16 protein-coding genes and 2 pseudogenes are annotated in these 22,999 nt (G+C 63.1%); 12 read left to right on the forward strand and 6 right to left on the reverse strand.

All coding sequences use genetic code 11. From position 1 onward, the window contains the following. The first annotated feature begins 225 nt into the window (after positions 1-225). The 8 genes from QX126_RS32845 to QX126_RS32880 all read left to right on the forward strand — a co-directional run bounded on the left by QX126_RS32845 (position 226) and on the right by QX126_RS32880 (position 16,241). Entirely contained in the window at positions 226-3,372 is a 3,147-nt protein-coding gene (locus QX126_RS32845; protein ID WP_315786726.1) for a DEAD/DEAH box helicase, read from the forward strand. A gap of 78 nt (positions 3,373-3,450) precedes the next feature. Beyond that, positions 3,451-3,822, forward strand: coding sequence for a hypothetical protein (locus QX126_RS32850; protein ID WP_315786695.1), 372 nt, complete (start codon positions 3,451-3,453; stop codon positions 3,820-3,822). Between the two features lie 321 nt (positions 3,823-4,143). Beyond that, on the forward strand, positions 4,144-5,823 hold the full coding sequence (locus tag QX126_RS32855; protein ID WP_315786698.1) for a recombinase family protein: 1,680 nt from the start codon (positions 4,144-4,146) through the stop codon (positions 5,821-5,823). Positions 5,824-6,218: 395 nt separating this feature from the next. After that, positions 6,219-7,175 (forward strand): ArdC family protein, encoded by a 957-nt coding sequence (locus QX126_RS32860; protein ID WP_315718531.1) that lies wholly within the window; start codon positions 6,219-6,221, stop codon positions 7,173-7,175. A gap of 101 nt (positions 7,176-7,276) precedes the next feature. Beyond that, positions 7,277-9,400: a ParB/RepB/Spo0J family partition protein gene (locus QX126_RS32865; protein WP_315786700.1), complete on the forward strand. Its 2,124-nt coding sequence runs from the start codon at positions 7,277-7,279 to the stop codon at positions 9,398-9,400. 205 nt (positions 9,401-9,605) lie between these two features. Next, a complete protein-coding gene (locus QX126_RS32870; RefSeq protein ID WP_315786703.1) occupies positions 9,606-13,913 on the forward strand; it encodes a strawberry notch-like NTP hydrolase domain-containing protein in 4,308 nt (1,435 codons plus the stop codon). Further along, the gene (locus QX126_RS32875; protein WP_315786706.1) at positions 13,913-14,965 is read left to right on the forward strand and encodes a toprim domain-containing protein; all 1,053 of its coding nucleotides are present in this window, start codon (positions 13,913-13,915) and stop codon (positions 14,963-14,965) included. Before QX126_RS32870 ends, QX126_RS32875 begins: the two co-directional genes overlap by 1 nt. Before the next feature lie 340 nt (positions 14,966-15,305). Further along, entirely contained in the window at positions 15,306-16,241 is a 936-nt protein-coding gene (locus QX126_RS32880; RefSeq protein ID WP_315786709.1) for a DUF2493 domain-containing protein, read from the forward strand. Positions 16,242-16,607: 366 nt separating this feature from the next. Here the strand turns inward: QX126_RS32880 and QX126_RS32885 are convergent. Continuing rightward, a pseudogene (locus tag QX126_RS32885) lies at positions 16,608-16,730 on the reverse strand (DUF736 family protein); the annotation flags it as partial. A 429-nt stretch (positions 16,731-17,159) separates the two neighbouring features. On the opposite strand from QX126_RS32885, the gene QX126_RS32890 reads away from it, so the two are divergent. Next, complete coding sequence (locus tag QX126_RS32890; RefSeq protein WP_315786712.1) at positions 17,160-17,480, forward strand: DUF736 domain-containing protein; 321 nt, start codon at positions 17,160-17,162, stop codon at positions 17,478-17,480. Between the two features lie 111 nt (positions 17,481-17,591). Here the strand turns inward: QX126_RS32890 and QX126_RS32895 are convergent, their stop codons facing one another. Continuing rightward, complete coding sequence (locus QX126_RS32895) at positions 17,592-18,143, reverse strand: ABC transporter substrate-binding protein (protein WP_315786729.1); 552 nt, start codon at positions 18,141-18,143, stop codon at positions 17,592-17,594. A gap of 86 nt (positions 18,144-18,229) precedes the next feature. Here QX126_RS32895 and QX126_RS32900 point away from each other — a divergent pair. Both QX126_RS32900 and QX126_RS32905 read left to right on the forward strand, forming a co-directional pair. Further along, positions 18,230-18,685 (forward strand): annotated as a pseudogene (locus QX126_RS32900) (MarR family winged helix-turn-helix transcriptional regulator); the annotation flags it as partial. A 404-nt stretch (positions 18,686-19,089) separates the two neighbouring features. Beyond that, positions 19,090-19,524, forward strand: a complete 435-nt coding sequence (locus QX126_RS32905) for a VOC family protein (protein WP_315773827.1) — start codon at positions 19,090-19,092, stop codon at positions 19,522-19,524. Positions 19,525-19,782: 258 nt separating this feature from the next. On the opposite strand, the gene QX126_RS32910 is transcribed toward QX126_RS32905, so the two are convergent. From QX126_RS32910 to QX126_RS32920, 4 genes are all read right to left on the reverse strand, one after another. Then, positions 19,783-20,169: a hypothetical protein gene (locus tag QX126_RS32910; RefSeq protein WP_315718666.1), complete on the reverse strand. Its 387-nt coding sequence runs from the start codon at positions 20,167-20,169 to the stop codon at positions 19,783-19,785. Positions 20,170-20,354: 185 nt separating this feature from the next. Next, entirely contained in the window at positions 20,355-20,600 is a 246-nt protein-coding gene (locus QX126_RS33650; protein WP_409999145.1) for a DUF2635 domain-containing protein, read from the reverse strand. Beyond that, positions 20,600-21,196: a hypothetical protein gene (locus QX126_RS32915; protein ID WP_315786714.1), complete on the reverse strand. Its 597-nt coding sequence runs from the start codon at positions 21,194-21,196 to the stop codon at positions 20,600-20,602. The genes QX126_RS33650 and QX126_RS32915 overlap by 1 nt, the downstream gene beginning before the upstream one ends. Positions 21,197-21,366: 170 nt before the next feature. Then, positions 21,367-21,765, reverse strand: a complete 399-nt coding sequence (locus QX126_RS32920) for a hypothetical protein (RefSeq protein ID WP_315786717.1) — start codon at positions 21,763-21,765, stop codon at positions 21,367-21,369. A 647-nt stretch (positions 21,766-22,412) separates the two neighbouring features. Between QX126_RS32920 and QX126_RS32925 the strand changes: the two genes are divergently transcribed. After that, on the forward strand, positions 22,413-22,999 hold a 587-nt coding region (locus tag QX126_RS32925), incomplete at its 3' end, for a transposase (protein ID WP_315786720.1).

Raw genomic sequence — 22,999 nt, forward strand, 5'->3', positions numbered from 1 at the left:
GGAGATTGTGAGGGTCCCCTTTGACTCCCGAATGCGTTAAAGCTGATCAAAGATTCGCCGGGAGGACTCCTGGTGTCGACCATCTCGCACGAGACGATCTCCTTGGCCCCAGTTCTTCGTACTCCCAGAAGCGCGGCGCAGCGCAAGGCTGCTTCACCGAAGCCCGCCACCGCGCCCCAAAAGGGTGCTCCGCGCAAGAAGACGTCGGTCACGGCCAAGAAGGCGATGTTGCCCAGGTTGCGCGTGTCCTCGTCGTCACCCTTGGGGCTGCTGGCGCTGCACCTCGTGACAGAATGGCAAGCGGCCGGCCGAAGCGGCTTCGTGTTTCTCGCCGAGAATGATCGCAGAGCCGAGCGGCTCGGTTCCATCATCCACGTTCTTGAGCCGGGTTGCGACGTGCTCGTCTATCCGCGACTGAACACGCTGCCGTTTGATCTGCTCGAACCATCACGTGACATCGCCGGCAGGCGGAGCTCCGTGTTGAGGCGTCTTGCGGGCGCGAAGAAGCCGGTCCTGCTGATCACCACCGCGGAGGCGATGATGGAGCGCCTGCCGCTGCCGGCTCACTGGTCGCGCACCGGCATGCTGCTTCGGGTCGGCGATGCCTATTCCGAACAGCAGCTCGAGGCGCGCTTCGAGGCGCTCGGATACGACCTCGACGACAGCCCCGATTATCCCGGCGGAGTGCTGTTTCACGGCAATACGTTCGAGATTTTCCCCGCCGGTGCGCTCGGTCCGTTCAGGATCGAGCATTCCGGAGGCAAGATAAGGCGGATTGCAAGCTTCAATCCGATTGATCAGCAGATGATCTCCGAGTTCAAGGAGCTTCAGATCGATCCGATGTCAGAGCGGCTCGCGTTCAACGAGCGCGCCCGCAACAGGTCAAACCTGTTCGAGTATTGCGCGCGCGCCAAGTGGATCGCGGACACGGCGGCGCCGAAGCATGCGAACACTTGGCTTAGTACGATCGAGGATGCGGCGGCCCGAGCCGAGCGCGATCGCGCCTGTCTGAGCCGGCGCGAATGGAGCCAGGCGGCGAAGAGGATTGCTCTGCTGCCTCCGACAGCGCCATATCGGGCGACTCCGGAATTCTTCAGGCAAACCGCCCCCCGAAAGGCGCTGCGCGCGTTCATCGAGGAAGCCCAGCACATTGACGCGCGTGTGCTGTTCGTTGCCGCGGTAGAGGCGGATTTGCGCCTGATGGCGCGGATGAGCGGCGTCAAGGCCGAATGCGTCGCGGACTGGGCGGAGGCGACGGCGCGGGGCAGGCAAGAAGCTGCCTTGCTGGCCGGCTTCGATGCTGGCTTCGTCGTTCCCGGTCGGAAGCCACTCGTCGTCATCACCGCATCCGACGTTCTCGGCAGCAGGGCACATCAGCCGCATCCCACGAACTGGGCGTGGACGCCGGGCTTCGATGCCGTGGGCCTGCCCGAGCTCGGATCCGTGGTCGTTCATATGCAGCGCGGATTGGCGCGGCTCGGCGGGTTGCGGTCGATGGGCGGTGGAGGGGTCTCGCCACGCGAGATGGTCAGGCTGGTATTTGCCGGAAATGACGCCGTTCTCGTTCCGCTTGCCGAGCTGGCCTTGATCTGGCCTTACGCCGCCGAGCTCGGCGATACGTCCTTGGACAAAGCCGACGGCAGCTCATGGCGGCCACGGCGAGCCGACGCCGAGACCGAAATTCATGTCGTTGCCAAGCAGCTCGCCAAGCAGAGGAGCAAGCGCCGGCGTCGGCCGGCGCCGAAGCTCGTGCCGCGGCCGGCCACCTATGAGAAGTTCGCCGCGCGGTTTCCGTATTTCACCACCCCGGATCAGGCCCAGGCCATCCGCGACGTTCTCGACGATCTCGCGTCGGGGCACCCGATGGACCGGATCGTCTGCGGCGATGTCGGCTTCGGCAAGACCGAGGTCGCGTTGCGCGCCGCTGCGGCCGCCGTCCTGGCGGGAAAGCAGGTTGCGATCGTCGTTCCGACCACGGTGTTGGCGCGACAGCATGTCGAGACGTTCCGCAAGCGCTTTGCGACGCTCGGCATCGAGGTCGGAAACCTGTCGCGGATTGCGTCGACGGCCGAGGCGCGCAAGGTGCGCGAAGGATTGAAGAGCGGCGAGATCAAGGTCGTCGTCGGGACGCTGTCGCTGGCCGCCAAGGAGATCAAGTTTGCCGAACTTGGCCTGATCATCATCGACGAAGAGCAGCATTTCGGAGCGGCCGACAAGGCCATGCTGTCCGGTCTCAACAAGAACGGTCACAGGCTCTGGATGAGCGCGACGCCCATCCCACGCACGCTCGCTGCGGGCTTGACCGGCCTGCGGGATCTCAGCGTGATTGCGACGCCGCCGGTTCATCGTGTTCCGGTCGTGACCAAGGTGGCGCCGCTTTCCGACATCGCGATCGCCGCCGCCCTGGTGCGCGAGCAGCGGCGCAATGGCCAGAGTTTCGTGATCTGCCCGAGGATTCAGGATCTGGATCCGATGCTGGCCCGGATCCACGCGCTGGCGCCCGAACTTCGGATCATTGCGATTCACGGCAGGTTGCCTGCAGACGAGATCGACGAAAGGCTGATGAAATTCGTCGAAGGCAATGCGGACGTCTTGCTCGCGACCAACATCGTCGAGAGCGGTCTCGATATCCCGCGGGCCAATACCATCGTCGTATGCTGGCCTGAAAAATTTGGCCTGGCGCAGCTGCATCAGCTCCGCGGTCGGGTGGGGCGGGGCGGCATTCGCGCGTTCGCGCATTTCCTGACGGAGGGCGGTTCCGACCGGTCGGAGAAGCGGCTGTCCGTTATCGAGGAGCTGAACCGCCCGGGCGCCGGCTTTGCGATCAGCGCGCGTGATCTCGACCTGCGCGGCGGCGGCGACATGCTGTCGGATCGGCAGTCCGGCCACGTGCAGGTCTTCGGCCCGACACTCTATGGCCATCTGCTGACCCTGGCGCTCGAGGGCGACCGCGAAGGGATGTCCGCTCTTTGGGTTCCGGAGCTGAACCTCCCCATCGCCGAGCTGCTTCCGTCGGATTATGTGCAGTCGGAGGCGCTCAGGCTCGAGATCTACGCGCGCGCCGCGCGGTGCCGAACGGATGACGAACTCGAAGAACTCGAGGACGAAACGCAACGCCGCTTCGGCACTCTGCCACCGGCGGCCTGCGACTTTTTCGCTGTGGCCAGGCTCAGGGTGAATTGCAGGGAGCGCGGGATCATGCGTCTCGATGTCGGGCCGGAGGCGATTGCGGCCATGCTGCTTCCGGGGCGGATTCGAAAATCGTGCTCACGCCTGCTGCAGCGTGACGGCAATCGGCTCATCTATGCCGAGCGCGGCGGCGAGCCTCCCTTGCGAAGGATCGAACGGTTTCTGGACCTTCTGGACGAATAGCGGATGATACGCGAGTCCATTTGTGGCGTTACCTGATAGACAAGGCGCCCTGCGGATTCCAGGGAAGTCTTTGCATGGATGGCCAAGGGAGGCAAACGTCCCCTCGTCTTTGGGACAGGAAAGGAGAATGGCTCGGTCTATCCGGTATTCAAACCAGGCGGGGTGCTGATCAATCCAACATATCTGTCGTCGGACGGAAAGCTATGGCTCCAATTTGGGGCCCTCGAGAACAAGCCGATATTCGGATCGATGGATGCTCGACGCAAGCTGCTGGAGCGTTTCAACGCAATCAAGGGGGCGGACCTTCGCGAAGCTGATCTCGCGAAATACCCGTCAATTTCATTGAGGACGATCGCACAGGACCCTGCGGGCAGAGCCAGCTTGATAGCGGCCTTGAAATGGATGGAGGAACAAATCTACCCATCCAACGAGCTTGCCGAGCTGGGATGACAAGCCTCGCGCTTGGGCGCCGCAAAGCCGACCTCGTGCTCGAGACGGCATGTCGGGGGGGCATTCCGCCAACATGCGGAAGCAGCCTCCGTCGGTCAAGCTTACGATCACCTCAGCGATCCAGGTCTCGGTCTGAGTGACCGAGACGAGCGATGTCAGGGAGCAACTGCTGTAGAATGACCGTGCACTCTTCGAGGTCACGGGACATGGCGACAACCGGCGGCCATACCGAGGGGCGTATTCTCACGACGGGCACGCAGACTTGTCAGCGGCGCGGAATTGGCGTCTGCTTGTTTGGACAACCCGTCGGAGGCGTGATCAGTGTCAAACGCACTCGTCGTCCGTGAGACCCACCTCCCCCGATCCCTCGATGGGCGCGCAGCGCAATATGTCCGCATGTCCACGGACTATCAGCGGTACTCAATCCAAAATCAGGCTGCAGCGATCGCGGCTTACGCGCATGCCCATGGACTTGCGATCGTCAAGACCTATGCTGACCATGGTGAGAGCGGTCTCAAAATCAAGAACAGGCCGGGACTTGCCAAGCTGATCGAGGATGTCAGCAATGGACGCGCCGAGTTCAACCACATCCTCGTCTACGACATCAGCCGGTGGGGGCGGTTCCAGGACGCCGACGAAGCTGCACACTACGAGTTTATCTGCAAGCAAGCCGGGATCAGTGTCAACTATTGCGCCGAGCAGTTCGACAACGATGGCAGCATGCTCTCTAACATCGTCAAGAACCTCAAAAGGGTCATGGCCGCCGAATACAGCCGTGAACTGTCGGTCAAGGTGCATACGGGTATTTGCCGCTTTGTTGGACTTGGATTTTTGCCCGGCGGGCCCATTGGCTACGGCCTTGAACGCGTTCTGGTCGACGAGCGCCTTCAGCCGAAGAGGATCATGGGAAAGGGAGAACGGAAATATCTTCAGACCGATCATATTCGTCTGCGGCCTGGCGATGCACACGAGGTCGCCATTGTGAGGCGGATCTTCGCTCGGTTCCTTCAGGTGAAGTCCGAGAAGGCCATCGCAAAGGAATTCAATCGCAACCGGGTATGGTGCCGAGGGAAGCCCTGGAGAGCTCCCACGATCAGCCGCATGCTGCGAAACGAAAGTTACGTCGGCAATCTGGTCTATAACCGGCAGTCAAGCAAGCTGGGCGGTGAGCGTATCAACAATCCCCCGAACCTATGGGTCCGTGCTGAACGTTGCTTTGAACCTATCGTTGCGAATGACGTCTTTCTTGCTGTTCAGAAAATCATGAAAGAGAGGCGCGTCGACATCAGTGAAGAGGAGATGCTGCTCCGTCTGAAGAAGACATTGAAGAAGGAGGGGCGTCTCACCCCGACGATCATCAACGCAACGGCCGAGCTCCCGTCCGCCCGAACCTTTGTTGATCATTTCGGGACTTTGCGAAATGCCTACAGGCTGATTGGATATCAGTCGCGGCGACGCTGTGAGTACATGGACATCCGTCAGGAGTGGGTTGAGCCACTCTCAGCTCTCGCCGTACGCCTTTGCCAAAGGATGGAAAAAGAAGGATGCAGCGCAAACCTTCACAGCGTGAAAAGCCGTTGGATCAACGTCGGTGTTCCCGAGCAGCATCTGATTGTTGACAAGAAGTGGCAGATCTATTTTCGGGTGGCTTACTGGACGGCTGGAGCGCGGCCGGGATTTTCTCCCTTTTGGACGGTCTCGTGTCGGCGTCTACCGGACGGGTGGATCGTAGCAATCCGGCTAGATGAACATAATAGGGCCATTCTCGACTACGTCCTGATGCCAACGGTTCCGAACGACAGCAACATGATCAGATTCCGTGAGAATGGGCGTGCCGACCATGGCGTCGCCTACTTCAAGACGGAAAGTGAACTTGCCCGGGCGCTGGTCCGCCTGCTTACCAAGGACAGGCGTGTCGTGCGAACAATGCAGCGACAGCGGTCCCGATCAGTGAAAACATCCCGATCCGCCGAAAAGGGCGCTGGCGCACGGCTTCGATAGAGCGCAAGTAGAGATACGCTCCAAGGAACGGTCCGTAGTTGCGTCGGAAATCGCCGTTCATTTTGGAGATTTGAACAAGGTCGGATGCCGGATCTGATTGTTCGGCCATCACTGTCTCCCGAGTTGAGCCAGCACCTTATTAACCACTGATTTGTCCGACGGCGCAAGGCAAAATTCCGTTTAGGCGAAATCGGTTCGACGGTTACGGCTGCCCAGGTGAGGCGATCTGCTCCGAACCCGCGCGGGCCGCCTCCTCCGGAGCAAAGCGAATGCGGACTGCCCGGTAGACGGTTGGTGCGCTCATGGCTCTCCTAGAGGAAGAGTGCAGGCCGAGTTGGCCGTGACGGGTTGGAAGCGGCGAGAGAGTTTTGCCGCGCCCGTCGCGGAGATCCGCGATGCAGGAACGGAGAGTTGGAGCGCATGCCGGTGAGGGCCGGGCGAGCCTCTATGAGGAGATCACGAGCAACATCATCAGCGAGCTGGAGGCCGGCCGCGTGCCCTGGATCCAGCCATGGGGAAGGCAAGCTGCGAAAGCTCAGCTTGCCTTGCCCGGTAATGCCGCGACCGGGCGATCGTACTCAGGGATCAACGTTCTGATACTTTGGGGAGCGGTGATCGAGCGCGGGTTTCGCGGCCAGAGCTGGCTGACGTTTCGACAGGCTTTGTCTCTAGGCGGCCATGTCCGCAAGGGCGAACGCGGTGTCACGGTCGTCTATGCCGATCGCTTCGTCCCATCCGACGAACGGCGGCGTGCGCGCGAAACCGGCGATGAGGCGCACGCCGTTCCGTTTCTGAAGCGCTTTACTGTCTTCAACACCGACCAATGCTCGGCTCTGCCGGACGATATCGCGACCACGGCACCGCCGGCGCCGGCCGGTGCTATCCAGCCCGCCGTGGAGTCGTTGATTAAGAACAGTGGCGTCGACTTCCGGATTGGCGGTGACCGGGCTTTCTATGCTCCGGTCGAGGACTTCGTGCAGGTCCCGCCGCCTGCGGCGTTCTTCGAGCCGATCAACTGGCACCGCACAGCCTTGCATGAGCTCGCGCATGCCAGCGGTCATGCCTCCCGGCTCAAGCGTGATTTGTCGGGGCGGTTCGGCAGCCGCGAATACGCCTTCGAGGAGTTGATCGCCGAGATAGCATCCGCCTTCAGCTGCGCGGCGCTTGGCATCGTGCCGACCCTGCGCCACGCGGACTATATCGGCTTCTGGCTCGATGTCCTGCGCGAGGACAATCGCGCTATCGTCCGGGCGGCGAGCCAGGCAAGCCGCGTGGCCGACTATCTCCTCGGCTTCGCACCTGGTGCGGCTGGCGGCACTGAGGCGATCGGACCGGATTGCACCGCTGCCTGAGCGTGCTCAACGAGGAGGAGAGGAAGAGGGCGAGAGGTGCTCTGCGAGGGGTGAAGGCCTGAGAGAGAGGCTCCGGGCTACCCTTCGCGGAGAACCAAGAGATGACCAAAGCCGCCCAGAAGATCACGCTGTCGCCGTCGCGCGACATCCCCTTCAACAAGCTGGTGCTGAGCCAATCCAACGTACGCCGCGTCAAGGACGGCATTTCCATCGAACAGTTGGCGGAGAGCATCGCCGAGCGGACGCTGCTGCAAAGCCTCAACGTTCGGGCCGTCCTCGATGCTGACGGCAAGGAGACCGGGATGTTCGAGGTGCCGGCGGGCGGCCGCCGCTACCGTGCCCTCGAACTCCTCGTCAAGCAGAAGCGGATGGCGAAAACGCAAGCTGTGCCTTGCGTGGTGCGCGATTCCGGTTCCGCCCTGGACGACTCGCTCGCCGAGAACGACCAGCGTGTCGGTCTGCATCCCCTGGATCAATTTCAGGCGTTCGAGGCCCTGCGTGACGGCGGCATGGGAGAGGAGGAGATCGCGGCGCGGCACTTCGTGACCGTTGCGGTCGTCAAGCAGCGGCTGCGGCTGGCCGCGGTCTCGCCGGCGCTTCTGGACGTGTATGCCGCCGACGGCATGACCCTGGAGCAGCTGATGGCGTTTTCGGTGACGTCGGATCATGCACGCCAACAGGAGGTCTGGGACAAGGTCAGCCGTTCCGGCGGCGATACGCCCTACCAGATCCGGCGGCAACTCACCGAGCAGACGGTTCGGGCGTTCGACCGCAGGGTCCAGTTCATAGGGCTGGCTGCCTACGAGATGGCCGGTGGCGCTGTGCTGCGGGATCTGTTCGAGGCCGACGATGGCGGCTGGCTCCACGATGTCGCGCTGTTGGACCGGCTCGTGGCGGAGAAGCTGAAGGCGGAGGCGGAGCGGATTGGCCTTGAGGGCTGGAAGTGGATCGCGGCCGCCGTGGACTTCCCTTTCGGGCATACTCATGGCTTGCGCGAGCTTCACGGGCAGCCGGCAGAGCTCACCGCCGACGAGCGGGCGACCATGGAAGCGCTGCGGACTGAGCAGGCCAGGCTCGAGGCCGAACACGGTCAGGCCGATGAACTGCCTGAGGATGTCGATCAGCGTCTCGGTGAGATCGAGGCGGCGCTGCAGTCCTTTGACGAGCGGCCGATGATCTTCGATGCAGCCGAGATGGCGCGCGCTGGCGCGTTCGTCAGCATCGACTCGGAAGGCCGACTGCGCGTCGCCCGCGGTTTCGTCCGACCCGAGGATGAGGCCGTGGTGTCGGAAGATGAGCCGGAGACCGAAGCTGGTCACGACAGGGACACTGCGACCGCCATTCCGGATATGGAGGGCGGGGTGCCGGCGGCGACAATCGTCGTCGGTCACGGTGAGCAGGAAGCGCCCGACGACGCGGAGGATGTCGAGCGGCCGCTGCCCGACCGGTTGATCAGCGAGCTCTCGGCGTATCGCACGCTCGCCCTTCGTGAGGCACTCGGCCGAGAGCCATCCATCGCCTTCCAGGCGGTGCTGCACACCTTCGTGCTCGCGGCCTTCTATCCGTACGGCGCAGCCCTCAACTGCCTGGAGATCTCGCTGCGCACCCCGAGCTTCCCGGCGCAGCCGCCGGGCCTGCAGGACAGCGCGCCGGCAAAGGCGATCGCCGCGCGTCACGCGGCCTGGAAGGCGAAGCTGCCGGCCAACGACAAGGACCTCTGGGCAGCGTTGACGACGATGGACGGGGCGACCCAGGCAGAGCTGTTCGCCCATTGCGCCGCGCAAGCGGTGAACGCGATCTTTGAGCCGGCCAACCGCGTGCATCAAGGCCGCCTGTCCGCCCACGGCGTCCGCGGGCGCCTCGAACAGGCTGACCGTCTGTCGCGTGCCGTCGGGCTCGACATGGTTGGCGCCGGCTGGAAGCCAACTGCCGCCAACTATCTCGGTCGCGTCACCAAGCACCGCATCCTGCAGGCCGTGCGAGAAGCAAAGGGCGAAGCGTCGGCGCAGCTCATCGAGCATCTGAGGAAGCCGGACATGGCGCGTGAAGCCGAGCGGTTGCTTGAAGGCAGTCGCTGGTTGCCCGAGCCGCTGCGTGGCGCGGATGCCGAGGTAACGCAGGCGGTCGATGGCGTCGATTCCGCTAGCCTGCCGGCGTTCCTCAGTGAGGATGAGGAGGCGACGGAAGGCGCTGACGACGTGGACGAGATAGTTGCCGCGGAATGATCAGCTTGCCTTCGCGGCCGATCCCAACCTGAAGAAACCGAAGTGCAAGCCCGGTCAGATCGGCCGGGCTTTTTTCATGGAGGTCACTGTCTCGTCGAGCAGCTCGAGAGTGAGAGAGGCGGAGCAGCGCGATTGAATCCGCCGGACCGGAGAGAGCGTTCGGCGGTGCTCTTCCGTGTTCCGCTCTCCTTGAAGGTTCCTCGACATGATCACCGAGACGAGCTCACCTGCGGCGTGCTTCGCGCTGCTTGCGCGCGCCAAAGCCATCCTTCGTGCGGCCGAGCTGCTGCTGCCAAACCTTACCCGTGGCGAGCGGATCGATGCCAGGTGCCTGCGCCTGGCCATGCAGACCGCGTTTGGCGCCAGTGACGCCGATGGAAGCTGGGATTGGAAGACGGCCTACGAAGCCTGTGAGATCGCCTCTGTGCTATTCCTCGTCAAGCACGGTCCAGCGATGATCAAGGCCAGCAAAGGCACTCCCCCGGCCATGCTGCCGATGGTCGCAAAGGTCGCGGCCCTACTGCCGAGCCACACCAGGCGCTCACTCGAGAGCCAGAGTCTTCAGCAGTTCTCGACCCCGCTGCCATTGGCGTTCGCTGCGGCCGCGGCGGCGCAAGTGACCTCGGCCGATCGGGTGCTCGAGCCATCGGCGGGGACAGGAATCCTGGCCGTCTTTGCGGAGCTTGCCGGCGGCTCGCTTCTGCTCAATGAGCTCGCTGCAAGTCGCGCAGCCTTGCTCGATCTGGTGTTCGCGGGTCTGACCGTGACCCGCTTCGACGCCGCGCAGATCGATGATCATCTCGATGCGGCCTTCGTTCCAAGCGTGGTTCTGATGAATCCCCCGTTCTCGGCGACCGCGAGTGTGGACCGTCCGCTGGCCGATACGGCGTTGCGCCATGTGTCTTCGGCCCTCACACGGCTTGGAGACGGTGGGCGACTGGTCGCAATCACGGCCGCCGGCCTTGCGCCCGACAATCCGACCTGGACGGATGCCTTCGTGCATCTGCAGGAGCGCGGTCGTCTGGTGTTCTCCGCGGCGATCGATGGCACAGTCTATGCGCGGCAGGGCACGACGACCGCCACACGGATGCTCGTGATCGACAAGCGCCCAGCGCCGGACGCTCGTGTGTTTCCGCAGTCTGCCGGGGTGGCACCTGATGTCAGGACGTTGCTCGGCTGGATCACGGCGCTTGTGCCACCGCGGCCGCCGATGGCCAGCTGGTTTGTCGCTCAGGTAGGTCAGCGTGCAAAAATTCGTTCGAGACGGGATCTGGATCCCGCATGCTCCTCTCCATTGCCGACGTCCAGTGAGCCTGAGGGCTGCGAGATTGCCTACGACATCGTGGATGAGGCCTCCGACGAAGGAACTCGCCTGACTGACGCGCTCTATGAGACGTATCAGTTGCAGTCGATCCGGATTCCGGGCGTGCAGCCTCATCCCACGAAGCTTGTGCAGTCGGCGGCGATGGCCTCCGTCGCACCGCCAAAGCCGTCCTATCAGCCGCATCTTCCGGCCAGGATCGTCACTGACGGCGTGCTGTCCGGCGCGCAGCTCGAGAGTCTCATCTTTGCCGGCGAAGCGCATGGTGGATTCCTCGCCGGCTTTTGGACGGTCGACGAGACCTTCGACCAGGTCCGTGCGGTCGGCGAGGACACGGAGACGGCGGTCCGCTTCCGGCGCGGCTGGTTCCTCGGTGATGGCACGGGCGCCGGAAAAGGCCGCCAGGTCGCCGGCATCCTGCTCGACAATTGGCTGAAGGGCCGGCGCCGGGCGGTCTGGATCAGCAGGTCCGACAAGCTGATCGAGGACGCGCAGCGCGACTGGGCAGCGCTCGGTATGGAGCGGCTTCAGGTCACGCCGCTGTCGCGCTTCCGCCAGGGGGCGCCGATCCGGCTCGATGAGGCCATCCTTTTCACGACCTACGCCACGCTGCGGACCGACGAGAAGGCCGAGAAGCTTTCCCGCGTGCGCCAGATCGTCGACTGGGTGGGACGGAATTTCGATGGCGTGATCATCTTCGACGAGAGCCATGCGATGCAGAACGCCGCAGGCCACAAGGGCGATCGGGGCGATCAGGCGGCTTCACAGCAGGGCCGCGCCGGATTACGGTTGCAGCATGCGCTGCCCAATGCCCGCATCGTCTACGTCTCGGCGACAGGCGCGACCACCGTTCACAATCTGGCTTATGCCCAGAGGCTGGGACTGTGGGGCGGCGCGGATTTCCCGTTTGCGACGCGGGCGGACTTCGTGGCGGCGATCGAGCAGGGCGGCGTCGCGGCCATGGAGGTGATGGCGCGCGATCTCAAGGCCCTCGGGCTTTATGCGGCGCGCTCGCTGTCCTTCGAGGGCGTCGAATACGAGCCGCTCGAGCACCGGCTCACGGACGAGCAGGTCAGGATCTATGACGCCTATGCCGAGGCGTTCGCGGTCATTCACAACAACCTCGAGGCCGCGATGCAGGCGACCAACATCACCGGCGCAACCGGCACGCTGAACGCCCAGGCCAAATCGGCCGCGCGCTCGGCCTTTGAGTCGGCCAAGCAGCGCTTCTTCGGGCACCTCCTGATTTCGATGAAGACGCCGACGCTGATTCAGGCGATCAAACGCGATCTCGATGCTGGCCACGCCGCGGTCGTCCAGATCGTCTCCACAGGTGAAGCCCTGATGGAGCGCCGGCTGGCCGAGATCCCGACCGAGGAGTGGGGCGACGTCCAGGTCGACATCACGCCGCGCGAATATGTCCTCGATTATCTCGCTCATTCCTTCCCGGTCCAGCTCTACGAGCCGTTCACCGATCGCGAGGGAAATCTGTTGTCGCGTCCGGTCACTCGCGATGGCCGGCCGGTCGAGAGCCGCGAAGCGGTCGCTCGCCGCGATCAGATGATCGAACATCTCGCTTCGCTCGCCCCGGTGCCGGGTGCGCTCGACCAGATCGTTCAGCGCTTCAGCACGGACATGGTCGCTGAGGTCACGGGCAGGTCGAGACGGATCGTCCGCGTCCGCGATCGGATGGTGGTCGAGACGAGGGCGACCTCTGCCAACCTCGCTGAGGCCGCAGCGTTCATGGATGATAGGAAGCGCATCCTGGTGTTCTCGGATGCCGGCGGCACAGGCCGCAGCTATCACGCCGATCTCTCGGCAAAGAACAAACGGCTGCGGGTGCATTATCTACTGGAGCCAGGCTGGAAGGCGGATGCCGCGATCCAGGGGCTTGGCCGGACCAATCGCACCAACCAGGCGCAGCCACCGCTCTTTCGCCCTATCGCCACCGACGTGAAAGCCGAGAAGCGCTTCCTGTCGACGATCGCGCGCCGGCTCGACACGTTGGGCGCGATCACCCGTGGCCAGCGCCAGACCGGCGGACAGGGACTGTTCCGTCCGGAGGACAATCTCGAAGGCCCGCACGCCCGCGATGCCCTGCGTCAGTTCTATGGGCTGCTCGCCCGTGGGCAATTGGGGAGCTGCTCGCTGCAGCGGTTCGAGCAGGCCACGGGATTGAAGCTCACGGACGAGAACGGCCTTCGCGACCAGCTGCCGCCGATCACGACATTCCTGAACCGGCTGCTGGCGCTGACCATCGAGCTGCAGAACATCCTGTTCACGGTGTTCGAGCAGTTGCTCGCGGCGCGGATCGAGGGCGCGATCGCATCCGGGACTTTCGATGCCGGTCTGGAGACGCTGCGTGCAGAAAGCTTCGTCGTCATGGAGCGGCGCACCATCAACACCCATCTGGCAACAGGTGCCGAGACGCATCTCGTCACCATCGCCCAGCGTGACCGCAACCGGCCGATGCCGCTGAACGAGGCCTTGGAGCGGCTGCTGCAACGCCGCGCTGTTCCCGTGACCCATGTCCGCTCGGGCCGAGCGGCGATCCAGGTGCCGGCGCCGAGCTGGTTGCTCGACGATGGCGAGATCGAGCAGCGCGTCCATCTGATCGGACCGATGCGATGCCAGACTCTGCCGCTCGCCAGGCTGGCCGAGCATGATTGGAGCGAGACAGACCACGAGCAGTTCAAGGCCGGTTGGAGTGCGGAGCTCGCATCCATTCCGGAGTTCACGACCACCACGATCTACCTCGTCACAGGGCTTCTGCTGCCGATCTGGAAGCGCCTCCCTCAGGAGTCCGCGCGGGTCTACCGGCTCCAGACCGATGCGGGCGAGCGCATCATCGGCCGCAAGGTGCCACTCAGTTGGGTCACCGCAGCGTCGACCGAGCGACCTTCGCTCGCTCCCGATGACGCGTTCACATCCGTGCTGCGTGACGGCTACGTACTCGATCTTCATGAGGGCTTGCAACTGCGGAGGGTGCGCGTCATGGGCGCCAACCGGATCGAGCTCTTGGGCTTCCCTGCGGGCTTACGGGATTGTCTCAGGGCCTGCGGGCTGTTCAGCGAGATCATTTCGTGGAGGCTGCGGATGTTCGTGCCGACCGATGCAAGCGGCCCGGCGATCCTAGCCAGCGTTCTGGAGCGGTTTCCAATTGCTGAGGTCCGCAGGCGGGAGCTGTCGTGATGTCAGACGACGCGTCTGAACTGGCGCGCCGCCTTGCGCGTGAGGCCGAGGCGGTGTGCCGTCACTATCTGTCCAACGGCAGACGTCAGGGACGCTACTGGTTGGTCGGTGATGTCAACAACACGCCGGGCCGATCATTGTTCGTGCGATTGCACGCCTCATCGAAGGGGCCGGCCGGCAAATGGACGGATGCTGCGACCGGGGAGCATGGCGATCTGCTCGACGTCATCGGCTCGGTTTGTGGCCTGAGCAGCTTTCACGAGGTTGCCGGGGAGGCGCGCCGTTTTCTGAAGCTGCCGGACTGGGAACGCAAGCCTCCAGTCGGTGCTGTGAATGCCGTGCGCCCCCGCGACTCCGCCAGAGCGGCTCGCCGGCTGTTTGCGATGGGGCAGCCGCTGTCTGGAACGCGCGGCGAGGCCTATCTTGCTCATCGCGGTATCGACCCGCGCGCAGGCACTGATGGTCTACGTTTTCATCCACGTTGCTACTATCGGCCGGACGATGCCACTGATGTCGAGACGTGGCCCGCGCTGATTGCCGCTGTGACGGACCTCGAGGGGCGCATCACCGGGGTTCACCGCACCTGGCTGGATCCCGATGGCTTCGACGATCGCAGGCTTGGCAAGGCGCCAATCGACACGCCGCGGCGGGCGATGGGCGATCTGCTTGGGCATGCCGTGCGCTTCGGGACCGCCAAGGACGTGCTTGTGGCCGGTGAGGGCATCGAGACCGTGCTGTCGTTGCGGACGGTGCTGCCGACCTTGCCGGTTGCTGCTGCGCTCTCGGCCAACCATCTGGCGAATCTGCTGTGGCCGGCCACGCTGCGCCGGATCTATGTCGCTGTCGATGCTGATGCTGCTGGTATCGCCGCGGCAGAGACGTTGACGACACGCGCGCTGGACGCCGGTATCGAGGCGATCGCATTATGCCCTCGCCTGGACGACTTCAACGAAGACCTACGCGTTTTAGGGACAGCCAAGCTCCTGGACGTCTTGCGTCATCAGCTGCTGCCCGAAGATGCCGAGCGCTTCGTGAGCGCGGCTGCGACCTAAACGTCGGCTCGACGCTGGAGAGTCGTTCGGCGCTCGCCGCACACCGTCGGGACAAGAGGATCTCGTCAGGGCGTCAGAGAGCCGCGCCTGGGCCTTCTGAGAGGCGATCGGACGGCAGGCGGTCCGGTCCGGCAATGGCGGTGCGTGGCTATTTTCCGCCGGCCCGCAGGCGGGCCTTTGCATCGCGAGGCAAAATAGCCGCGCACACCGCCATCCTCCGCTGTCGCTCCGGCCCGCTGCTCGAAGGGATCAGCGGGTTCTGGTCCGGTCCTCCCGCCGTCTTGGAGATCGCCATGGAAGGCCGCGATCGACGCGGTCACCGAACATAGACGAGGTCCCCATGTCCGACCAGCAAGACGAGATGCGTGAGACGCACGATACGCAGTCGAGCACCGACAACGCCCTGACCGAACTCCAGCTGTACGGCTACCGCCCCTTCGACGATGAGCCTGATCCTCGGCCGCTCCCTGAAGGCAGGGTCATCGCCGGCGCGGTCGCCGATATCTTCGACGCCCTGGTCGCGACGCTCTCGGAGACGCGCCTCGAGCCTGAGCTGAAGGAGCTCTTGTGGTCAACGGTCAACCTGTTCCACCGTGCCACGATGCGCATCGAGCGCGAGCTCGACGACAACGAGCAGGCGCAGCGCTCGAGTCAGCGCGAGCAGAACGGCTCGGAGGTGCGCTCGGTCGAGCTCGAGCGCCTGACGTCGGAAGGACTGTCACTGGTCGAGCGTCGCAACGCCATGGAGCTGTTCCGCGATCTGGCCGCCGAGGCCTTCGAGCTCCATACGCGATCGCCGTGGCGGCCGCGCTCCGGATCGCAGGTCAGCCATCGCACGCTGACGGCGGCCATGATCGACTCCCGCGATTTCCTTGCTGCCAAGCATCGGGCTGAGACGGAGATCATGCTGCCGCCAGGCCCCAAGATCGCGCTGACCGGCGGACCGGACTTCAATGACGTCGCACTCATCTGGGATCGTCTCGACAAGGTCCATGCCAAGCATCCCGACATGGTCCTCCTGCATGGCGGCTCGCCGAAGGGGGCCGAGCTGATCGCCAGCAAATGGGCATCGAACCGCAAGGTGCCGCAGATCGCGTTCAAGCCCGATTGGACAAGACACAATAAGGCCGCCCCCTTCAAGCGCAATGACGCCATGCTGGCGACGCTGCCGATCGGCGCCATGGTCTTCCCGGGCTCTGGGATCCAAGGCAATCTCGCTGACAAGGCTCGCCGCCTCGGCATTCCCGTCTGGACCTTCGGGCAAGGCGGCGCGTGAGCGCCGTCAACTCTGCAGGTCCTTTGCCTTGCTAAACGGCCCGCGCCGATATCCCAAGCGACTCTCTGCACTCGTCATCGAGATGCATGTCTGCTTGAATCGCGTTGCACGCGGTGGCGCGGGAGCGGCCGTGGTGATGCGCTGACCGCGCGACGATACCTGCAATCGGCAGCAATTGCTTCTCGTCACGGCCTCTCGGACTGGTCTTGCTTGTCGGCCTTTACGGCGTGGTGCGAGCGCGGCCTGGTCGGAACATCCCTGGTTCGGGCTGCCGCCTTGCACCGGTTTTTCGTCTACGAACTGTCCCTGCCAGTCTCGCTGCAAGACGTGACCACGATCGGCCCCCTCTGTTCAGCGTGGTCGGGATCACAGGAGCGTAGAGCTCTCGCTGCCCTCGTCCTCGAACAGGTTGGTGTAGATCGGGGCGTTGAAGGAAGGATCGTCGAGTTTGAGCGAGAGATAGTCGCGTCCCTGCTCGAACCGGCTGGACCCCCCTTTCGGATTTCCACTGTCCCAGGCCTTTCGCCGGGCGTGACGGACGTTTGGCAGCCAGGGGCACACATCGGCACACGCTTTTCTTCTCGGTGGCTTCTGATCTTTCGCCTGATCATCCCGATCTCTTGTGCAGCCTCAGTGCACCATGTCTCTCCCGTGAGCAGATCAGGCAGTGACGCACCTTGCCTCGTGATGGCTTGATCTGGCCGAAGGCCGGCTGGGCCTCGATCGCCTGAGCGCAACGCCGCCGGCCAACTTTCTTCCCCTGGACGGAACGTCCATTCTTCGCGGGACAAGAAAGTTGGCCGACGCCGTCCTCCGCTGCCGCTTCAGCCCTTCGGGTGCGCCGTCGCTCGCCGTTCGTCCGATATGCGCCATCGAGGCCGCGGTGGTCGCGGCCCGAACCAGCCAAGGAGAGACAACATGGCTTCCATCGGTTCCTTCAAGAAGGTCGGCGACGATTTCCAGGGCGAGATCATCACCCTGAGCCTCAAGGCCAAGGGTGTACGCATCGTCCCCGAAACCAACCGCTCCAGCGAGAACGCGCCCAGTCACCGCGTCTATGCCGGGCGGGTCGAGATCGGCGCCGCCTGGGCACGTCGCTCCGAGGAGGGACGCGACTATCTCTCGCTCAAGCTCGACGATCCTTCCTTCAATGCCCCGATCTACGCCAACCTGTTCGAGGACGAGGGCAGCGAGGGCTACACGCTCCTGTGGTCGCGGCCGCGCAAGACCGCCGAGTGAGCCGATCGCGCTCCGTCCGGATCTACCGGGCGGGGCGCATCGCAGTCGGCCGGCCGTTCCGACTGCGCGGACTGCTCCTCGCCGGCCTGACCTTTGGGAGCAGGCGAGACGTCATTGCGCCAGCGAGCAGTTGCCGTCGGCCAGAGGGCGAAATGCGCGACCGGCCGGGATCGTAGAAGCCACCTTGTAGTAATCAAATGGCTTTTTCGATTGCTCCGACTTCTTGACCTCGACCAGATACATGTCGTGCACGACCCGGCCGTCGACGCGCACGGTCGTCTTGCCAAACAGCGGATCATCAAAGGTGCAGGCGTCGCGCATTGCCGCGACGACAGCTGCGGCGCCTTTGGCGCTGCCGACCTTCTCGACGGCCCGCAGATTGGCCAGCGTGGCGGAATAGGTGCCGACCTGACTCATCGAGGGCACTTTGCCGTTGCTGCGCCTGGCGAACCGCTCAGCGAAGACTCGAGTCTTGTCGTTCAGGTCCCTGCAATAGGCGGTGGTCAGCATGAGCCCGTTCGCCGCCTTCAGGCCGAGCGCATGGATGTCGCTGATGAAGAGCACCAGGCCGACCAGCTTCTGTCCGCCGGCGACGATGCCGAACTCGCCGGCCGTCTTGATCGCGTTGATCGTATCGGTGCCGCCATTGGCGAGGCCGATGATCTCCGCCTTCGAAGCTGGTTGAGGTCTTCACACGCTCGATCCCGCTGGGCCGCGTCGGCCAGCCGGATGATCCGCCCGGCGCCATTCTGTTCTTCGCCAGTGACGACGCGGCCAATATGTTGCATAAAACGGGGGCCCGGGCCGTGCAGGAGGAGGGCTAACGACCCAGCAATGGGCGGTGCTGGGCGCGCTGTCCCCGCCCCAAGGCACAGAGCGGAATGAGCGTCGGCGACCTTGCCGAGTACCTCGGGGTCAGCCGGCGAGAACCTCGCGGGACTCGTCGGCCGTATGGAGCGCGACGGACACGTGACGATCGCTCAGGACGAGCGCGACCGAGATCAAGGCTCGTCATGATGACGGATACTGGTCGCCATGTCTGGTAGACGCTCGCGCTACCGAAGATCCATACCTACTACGATCACGTGCTGGCGGATATTTCCGTCAACGACACGGTGCACGCTCTGCGTTATCTGCTGAAGATTCTTGAAAACATGAAAGAGCTCGATGAGGGCGACAATCAACCCGAAGACGAACAGACCTGAGGCAACAAAGATCGAACCGCTGCACTATCCTTTAGCCGAGCCTGTCGGAGACAGATGCAGAGAACAAAATCGAGAAGCCTCGCTAAAGGCGCGGAACCTCTGAGCTGAGCTGCTAGTAATCGTTCGGCTGAATCGCCGCTCTCAACTAGCTCCTGCTCGCTGGCGTCCGCCGAGGAATGGATCGATCAGTTGACGGAATCGTCTTCCCCTCGGCGGAGCCTCGTGCGACGATCTTCAGAGCGATCGAGCGCCAGATGAGAAAATCTCCCGACGTCGCGTTCGTGTCCTTGCGTACCGGATCTCGCTGCTGACCGACGCCGCCAAGGAAGCGATCGTCAATGCGGCTCGCGAATGCTAAGAACATGCGAGTGATCAGCGCTGCACCCAGGGAGCCTCGCGGAGGAATGGAAACATCGAAGAACAGATTGCCTGCCGGAGGATTCGCCCGGCTGGTCCCCGAGTTGGACGTGTTTGATTTGCAGCGGAGCGAGGCGTTCTGGTGCAGAATACTCGGTTTTCAAATCGCATATCAGCGACCGGCGAACCGCTTCATGTACATAGAGTTGCAGGGCTCTCAGCTCATGCTACAACAGCGAAACGGCAATTGGGAGACAGGGAATCTTGAGCGTCCGTTGGGACGCGGGATTAACTTCCAAATGTTCGTCAACTCGGTCGCTCCCCTCGTCGAAGCCCTGAGGGGAGCGAATTGGCCATTTTTCAGAGATTGTCACGATGCTTGGTACGAGATTGCGGGCGAAGAGCGGGGCAACAGGCAATTTCTGGTGCAAGACCCTGATGGTTACCTCCTCCGTTTCGCAGAAGATCTAGGCAGAAGGTGATCGGTCTGACAACGTCTCTCGCGTACTGCGCGATCATTGCAGGAACCGTGCCGAGAGCCCACGGACGATGCTGGCTTCGGGTCAAAGCCGGCCTTGGGGCGGTCCTACGGCCCACTTCCGATTGTAGCCCGAAAACAGACGGTCTGCGAGGGCTACCGTTAGGTCCAAGATGGGTCAAAAGCAGTTCTGCCGTTTGCGTTCCGCTTGGTCCGGTAATGAGCCTTTCGGTGTGCAGATCAGCCTTCTCTCAACTCACAACTAATGCTTCGGGCGCCTGGTCTGCTGACGAAACTGCCCAAGTTGCTCTTCCAACAAAGCTTCCGTAGCGGCGCGAGCTTTTGGATCATTATCAATCAAGTTGAAATGAATGTCCGCTCTTCGAGCAACACGCTCCCATATCTCGCTTACGCGATCGAATGGCGGTTCAATGCGCCTCAACATCATCTCAGATTGGCAATCATCAAGGTCTTGCGACGTGAACTCGTTTGAGCCGTCGGCCCAATGGTTCATCGCAAGTACCCAGAAATCAACCAACTCGGCATCTGGCAAAAGCTGAAAGCGCCTTCCGCGCTTCGTGTAACCTTGGACCTTTTCGAGGCGTTCATGCTTCAATAAAGCTTCAATTTCGTCACGCCGGTCAGTCACTATGCAATCCTTAAAGCATAAAGACGGTATCTATATACGAATCGCTTATCTCAGTACCACATCCACGGTGGAACTTCTAGCCTACGTTGAGCGTTTTGCCGCGCTCTCTCTTCTCCCTCCAGTTTTTGCGGCGAGCCTGCCGCATGAGTCGATTTGTCCTCGATCGGGGTGGGAGCATGACGGGTCTACTCGATGTGAGGGTCGGTAGCTTCCGGTTTGGGTCCAATTCCGGACGTCGACGTGGCTGCAGTAGGCTCCGCCTCGGCCTGTTGCACTTCGATGACGTCACCGTCGCGAAGCCGACGCGTCCAATATTGCGACCGCGCTTTCCACTCGCCGCTCGCGGCTAGCGGGGCGCCGGTTTGGGGACCGCGCACGCGTACGACGCCGTCCGCCGCGAGCGGCGCTGGCTTCAGAAAGATATTGTCCATTATCCACCTTGCAGATTGTCGGCAGCCGACTGCACCGGTTCGGTGCTGATGGCGCCGGGTTGCGGGACCGCCTTGATGGCGACCATATCGAGGTTGACGCGTGTCGGCATGACCGACACGGCGCGCGCCATGCCGAGCGCGAGACGGTGCAGATAGGTGGACGGCCCGAGCTGCGTCGCGATCGCCTTGAGCGCGGCCGGGAGCCGGTCGAAATCCGCGGGCGGCGAGGCCGGCGCCGGGTCGTAACAGGCCTCCTTCACCCGGATGCGGCCCCGGATCGTCCGGGCCGCGAGGCGGATGTTTTCCTCGCCCGAGCGATGCTTGATGGTGGAGTGCCACTCCTCGAACGGCAGCTTGACCATTTGCCGGAACAGCGCGCCGGTCGGCCCGAAATGCAGCGCGTGAAAGATCTGATCTTCGAGCACGCCGAGCGAGGCCTCGACCGCCGCATCGGTGTCGGCATAGTCGACGATGACCTTGCCGTCCTGATGGAAGTTGGCGACGACAGAGATCTCGAACACGAGATCGACCTCACCCTTATAGAAGGCGGGGCCAGCCTGCGCGATCTTGGCGAGCGACGAGTTTTCCGTGAACACGGCGATCAGCGGGCGCTTCTCGTCGTCGGTGAGGTCATCGAACGGATCGATGCGCGAGTCCGAGACATAGGCAGCGGCGATGGTCGGCCAGGGACCGCTGCTCGGCAGCAGCGCTTAGGGGCGCGGCGCTTCCAGCGCCGTCAGCCGCAGAAATTCGCGTGCCAGCATGGTTAGATCCCATTGAGCGTGAGCCGGACAAAGCCCGGCGTCGATGGCAGCACCTCGTGAATGCGGAAGCGCCGCCCGGTCGCCTCCTGGGTCACGAGGTCGCCGGTGCGCGGGCGCCAGGCCAGACGCGACAGATCGAGCGAGACATAGGGCCGATCGGTCGCATGCCCGGCGCGCTCCGGCTTGACGCCAGCTTGTGCGAACGCCCCGGCACCCGCGCGGGCGGCGGACTCGCCGAACGGGCACAGCACGTGCTCGACCACGGTGCGCGCCGGATTGGAGATCAGCGGCGCGTCACGATCGGTGTCGTATTTCATCGGAGCGAACGTAAAGTGCTCGCCCTGGATACGGTCATGCGTCACCGCCGCAGCGGCGACCGCACGCGCGAACGGTGACGGCATGATTTCAATTCCGGTTGAATAATTCCGTCATGCGCGGCCTTGGCCTGCGCATCCACGTCTCTCTTCTCAGATGGGCCACAAGCAGACGCTTATCCGTCGCAAGGGTCCGTTTACCAGCACCTCGAAGCCGTTCGATGAGCCAATCAACGACAGTCGCAACTCGCTATCGATATTGATACTCTCGGTGAATGCGGGGTCGATAATGCTCAGAGTTTTCCGAGGTGTGAGCCTGCTTTGCTTATGCATCGTGGGGGTTGCCATCGTTGTAGCGCCCTTGGAGTTTGTCGCTTACCCTATACTGAAATCCATCGGGTGCAGCTTGAGCGAGGGACAGCAAAGCTTCACCTGCGGAGGTGGCTGGGTCGGTCACTTCATTTCGACCGTTCTTAACCTGCCGATACTGTTCTCTGACGCGCGAGAGTTTACGTTCGGGGCGGGAGCGTCGTTCGGGCGCGGATTTGCGGTCTACCTGTTCGACGCGATTTTCATTCTCGCGCTGGCATATCCCCTACTGATACTCTTTGCGCAGAAAGGCGGCCGCCGAAGCAGCTAACGTCGGCAATGGGTCGATTTCGTTTGAAAAAGTCAGCAGTTGCGACGCAGAGATATCGGTGATTCAGTCTGTCTAGTGGGCAGGACTGAGGGTCATGATGGGGCATCGGCAAGTCGAACAGGCTGCGTTGTTCTATGAGTTCTCGCTGGAAAGGCACATCCCAGCCGACCACCTCGTGCGGTCGATCGATAGGTTCGTCGACCTTGAGGACTTACGGCGGGAGCTGGCGCCGTTCTACAGCAACATCGGGCGGCCCTCGATCGATCCGGAGCTGATGATCAGGATGCTCTTGATCGGCTATTGCTTCGGCATCCGATCGGAACGGCGCCTCTGCGATGAAGTCCATCTCAATCTGGCATACCGCTGGTTTTGCCGGCTGGGTCTGGATGGAGCTGTCCCCGATCACTCGACGTTCTCGAAGAACAGGCACGGCCGCCTCCGTGAGAGCGATCTCTTCCGTCGCGTGTTCGAGACCGTCTTGCGCCGCTGCATCCGGGAGCGCCTGATCGGCGGCGAAGGGTTCGCAGTCGACGCGAGCCTGATCAAGGCGGATGCCAATCGGCAGAAGGGAATCGAAGGCGATAAGAGGCTTCCGCCGGAGGCTGCGGGTCGAGCGATCGACGAGTATCTTGCCGTTCTTGATGATGCCGCGTTCGGTGCCGCGACGGAGGTCACGCCCAA

It is taken from the genome of Bradyrhizobium sp. SZCCHNPS1003 (assembly GCF_032381555.1).
Lineage (GTDB): Bacteria > Pseudomonadota > Alphaproteobacteria > Rhizobiales > Xanthobacteraceae > Bradyrhizobium.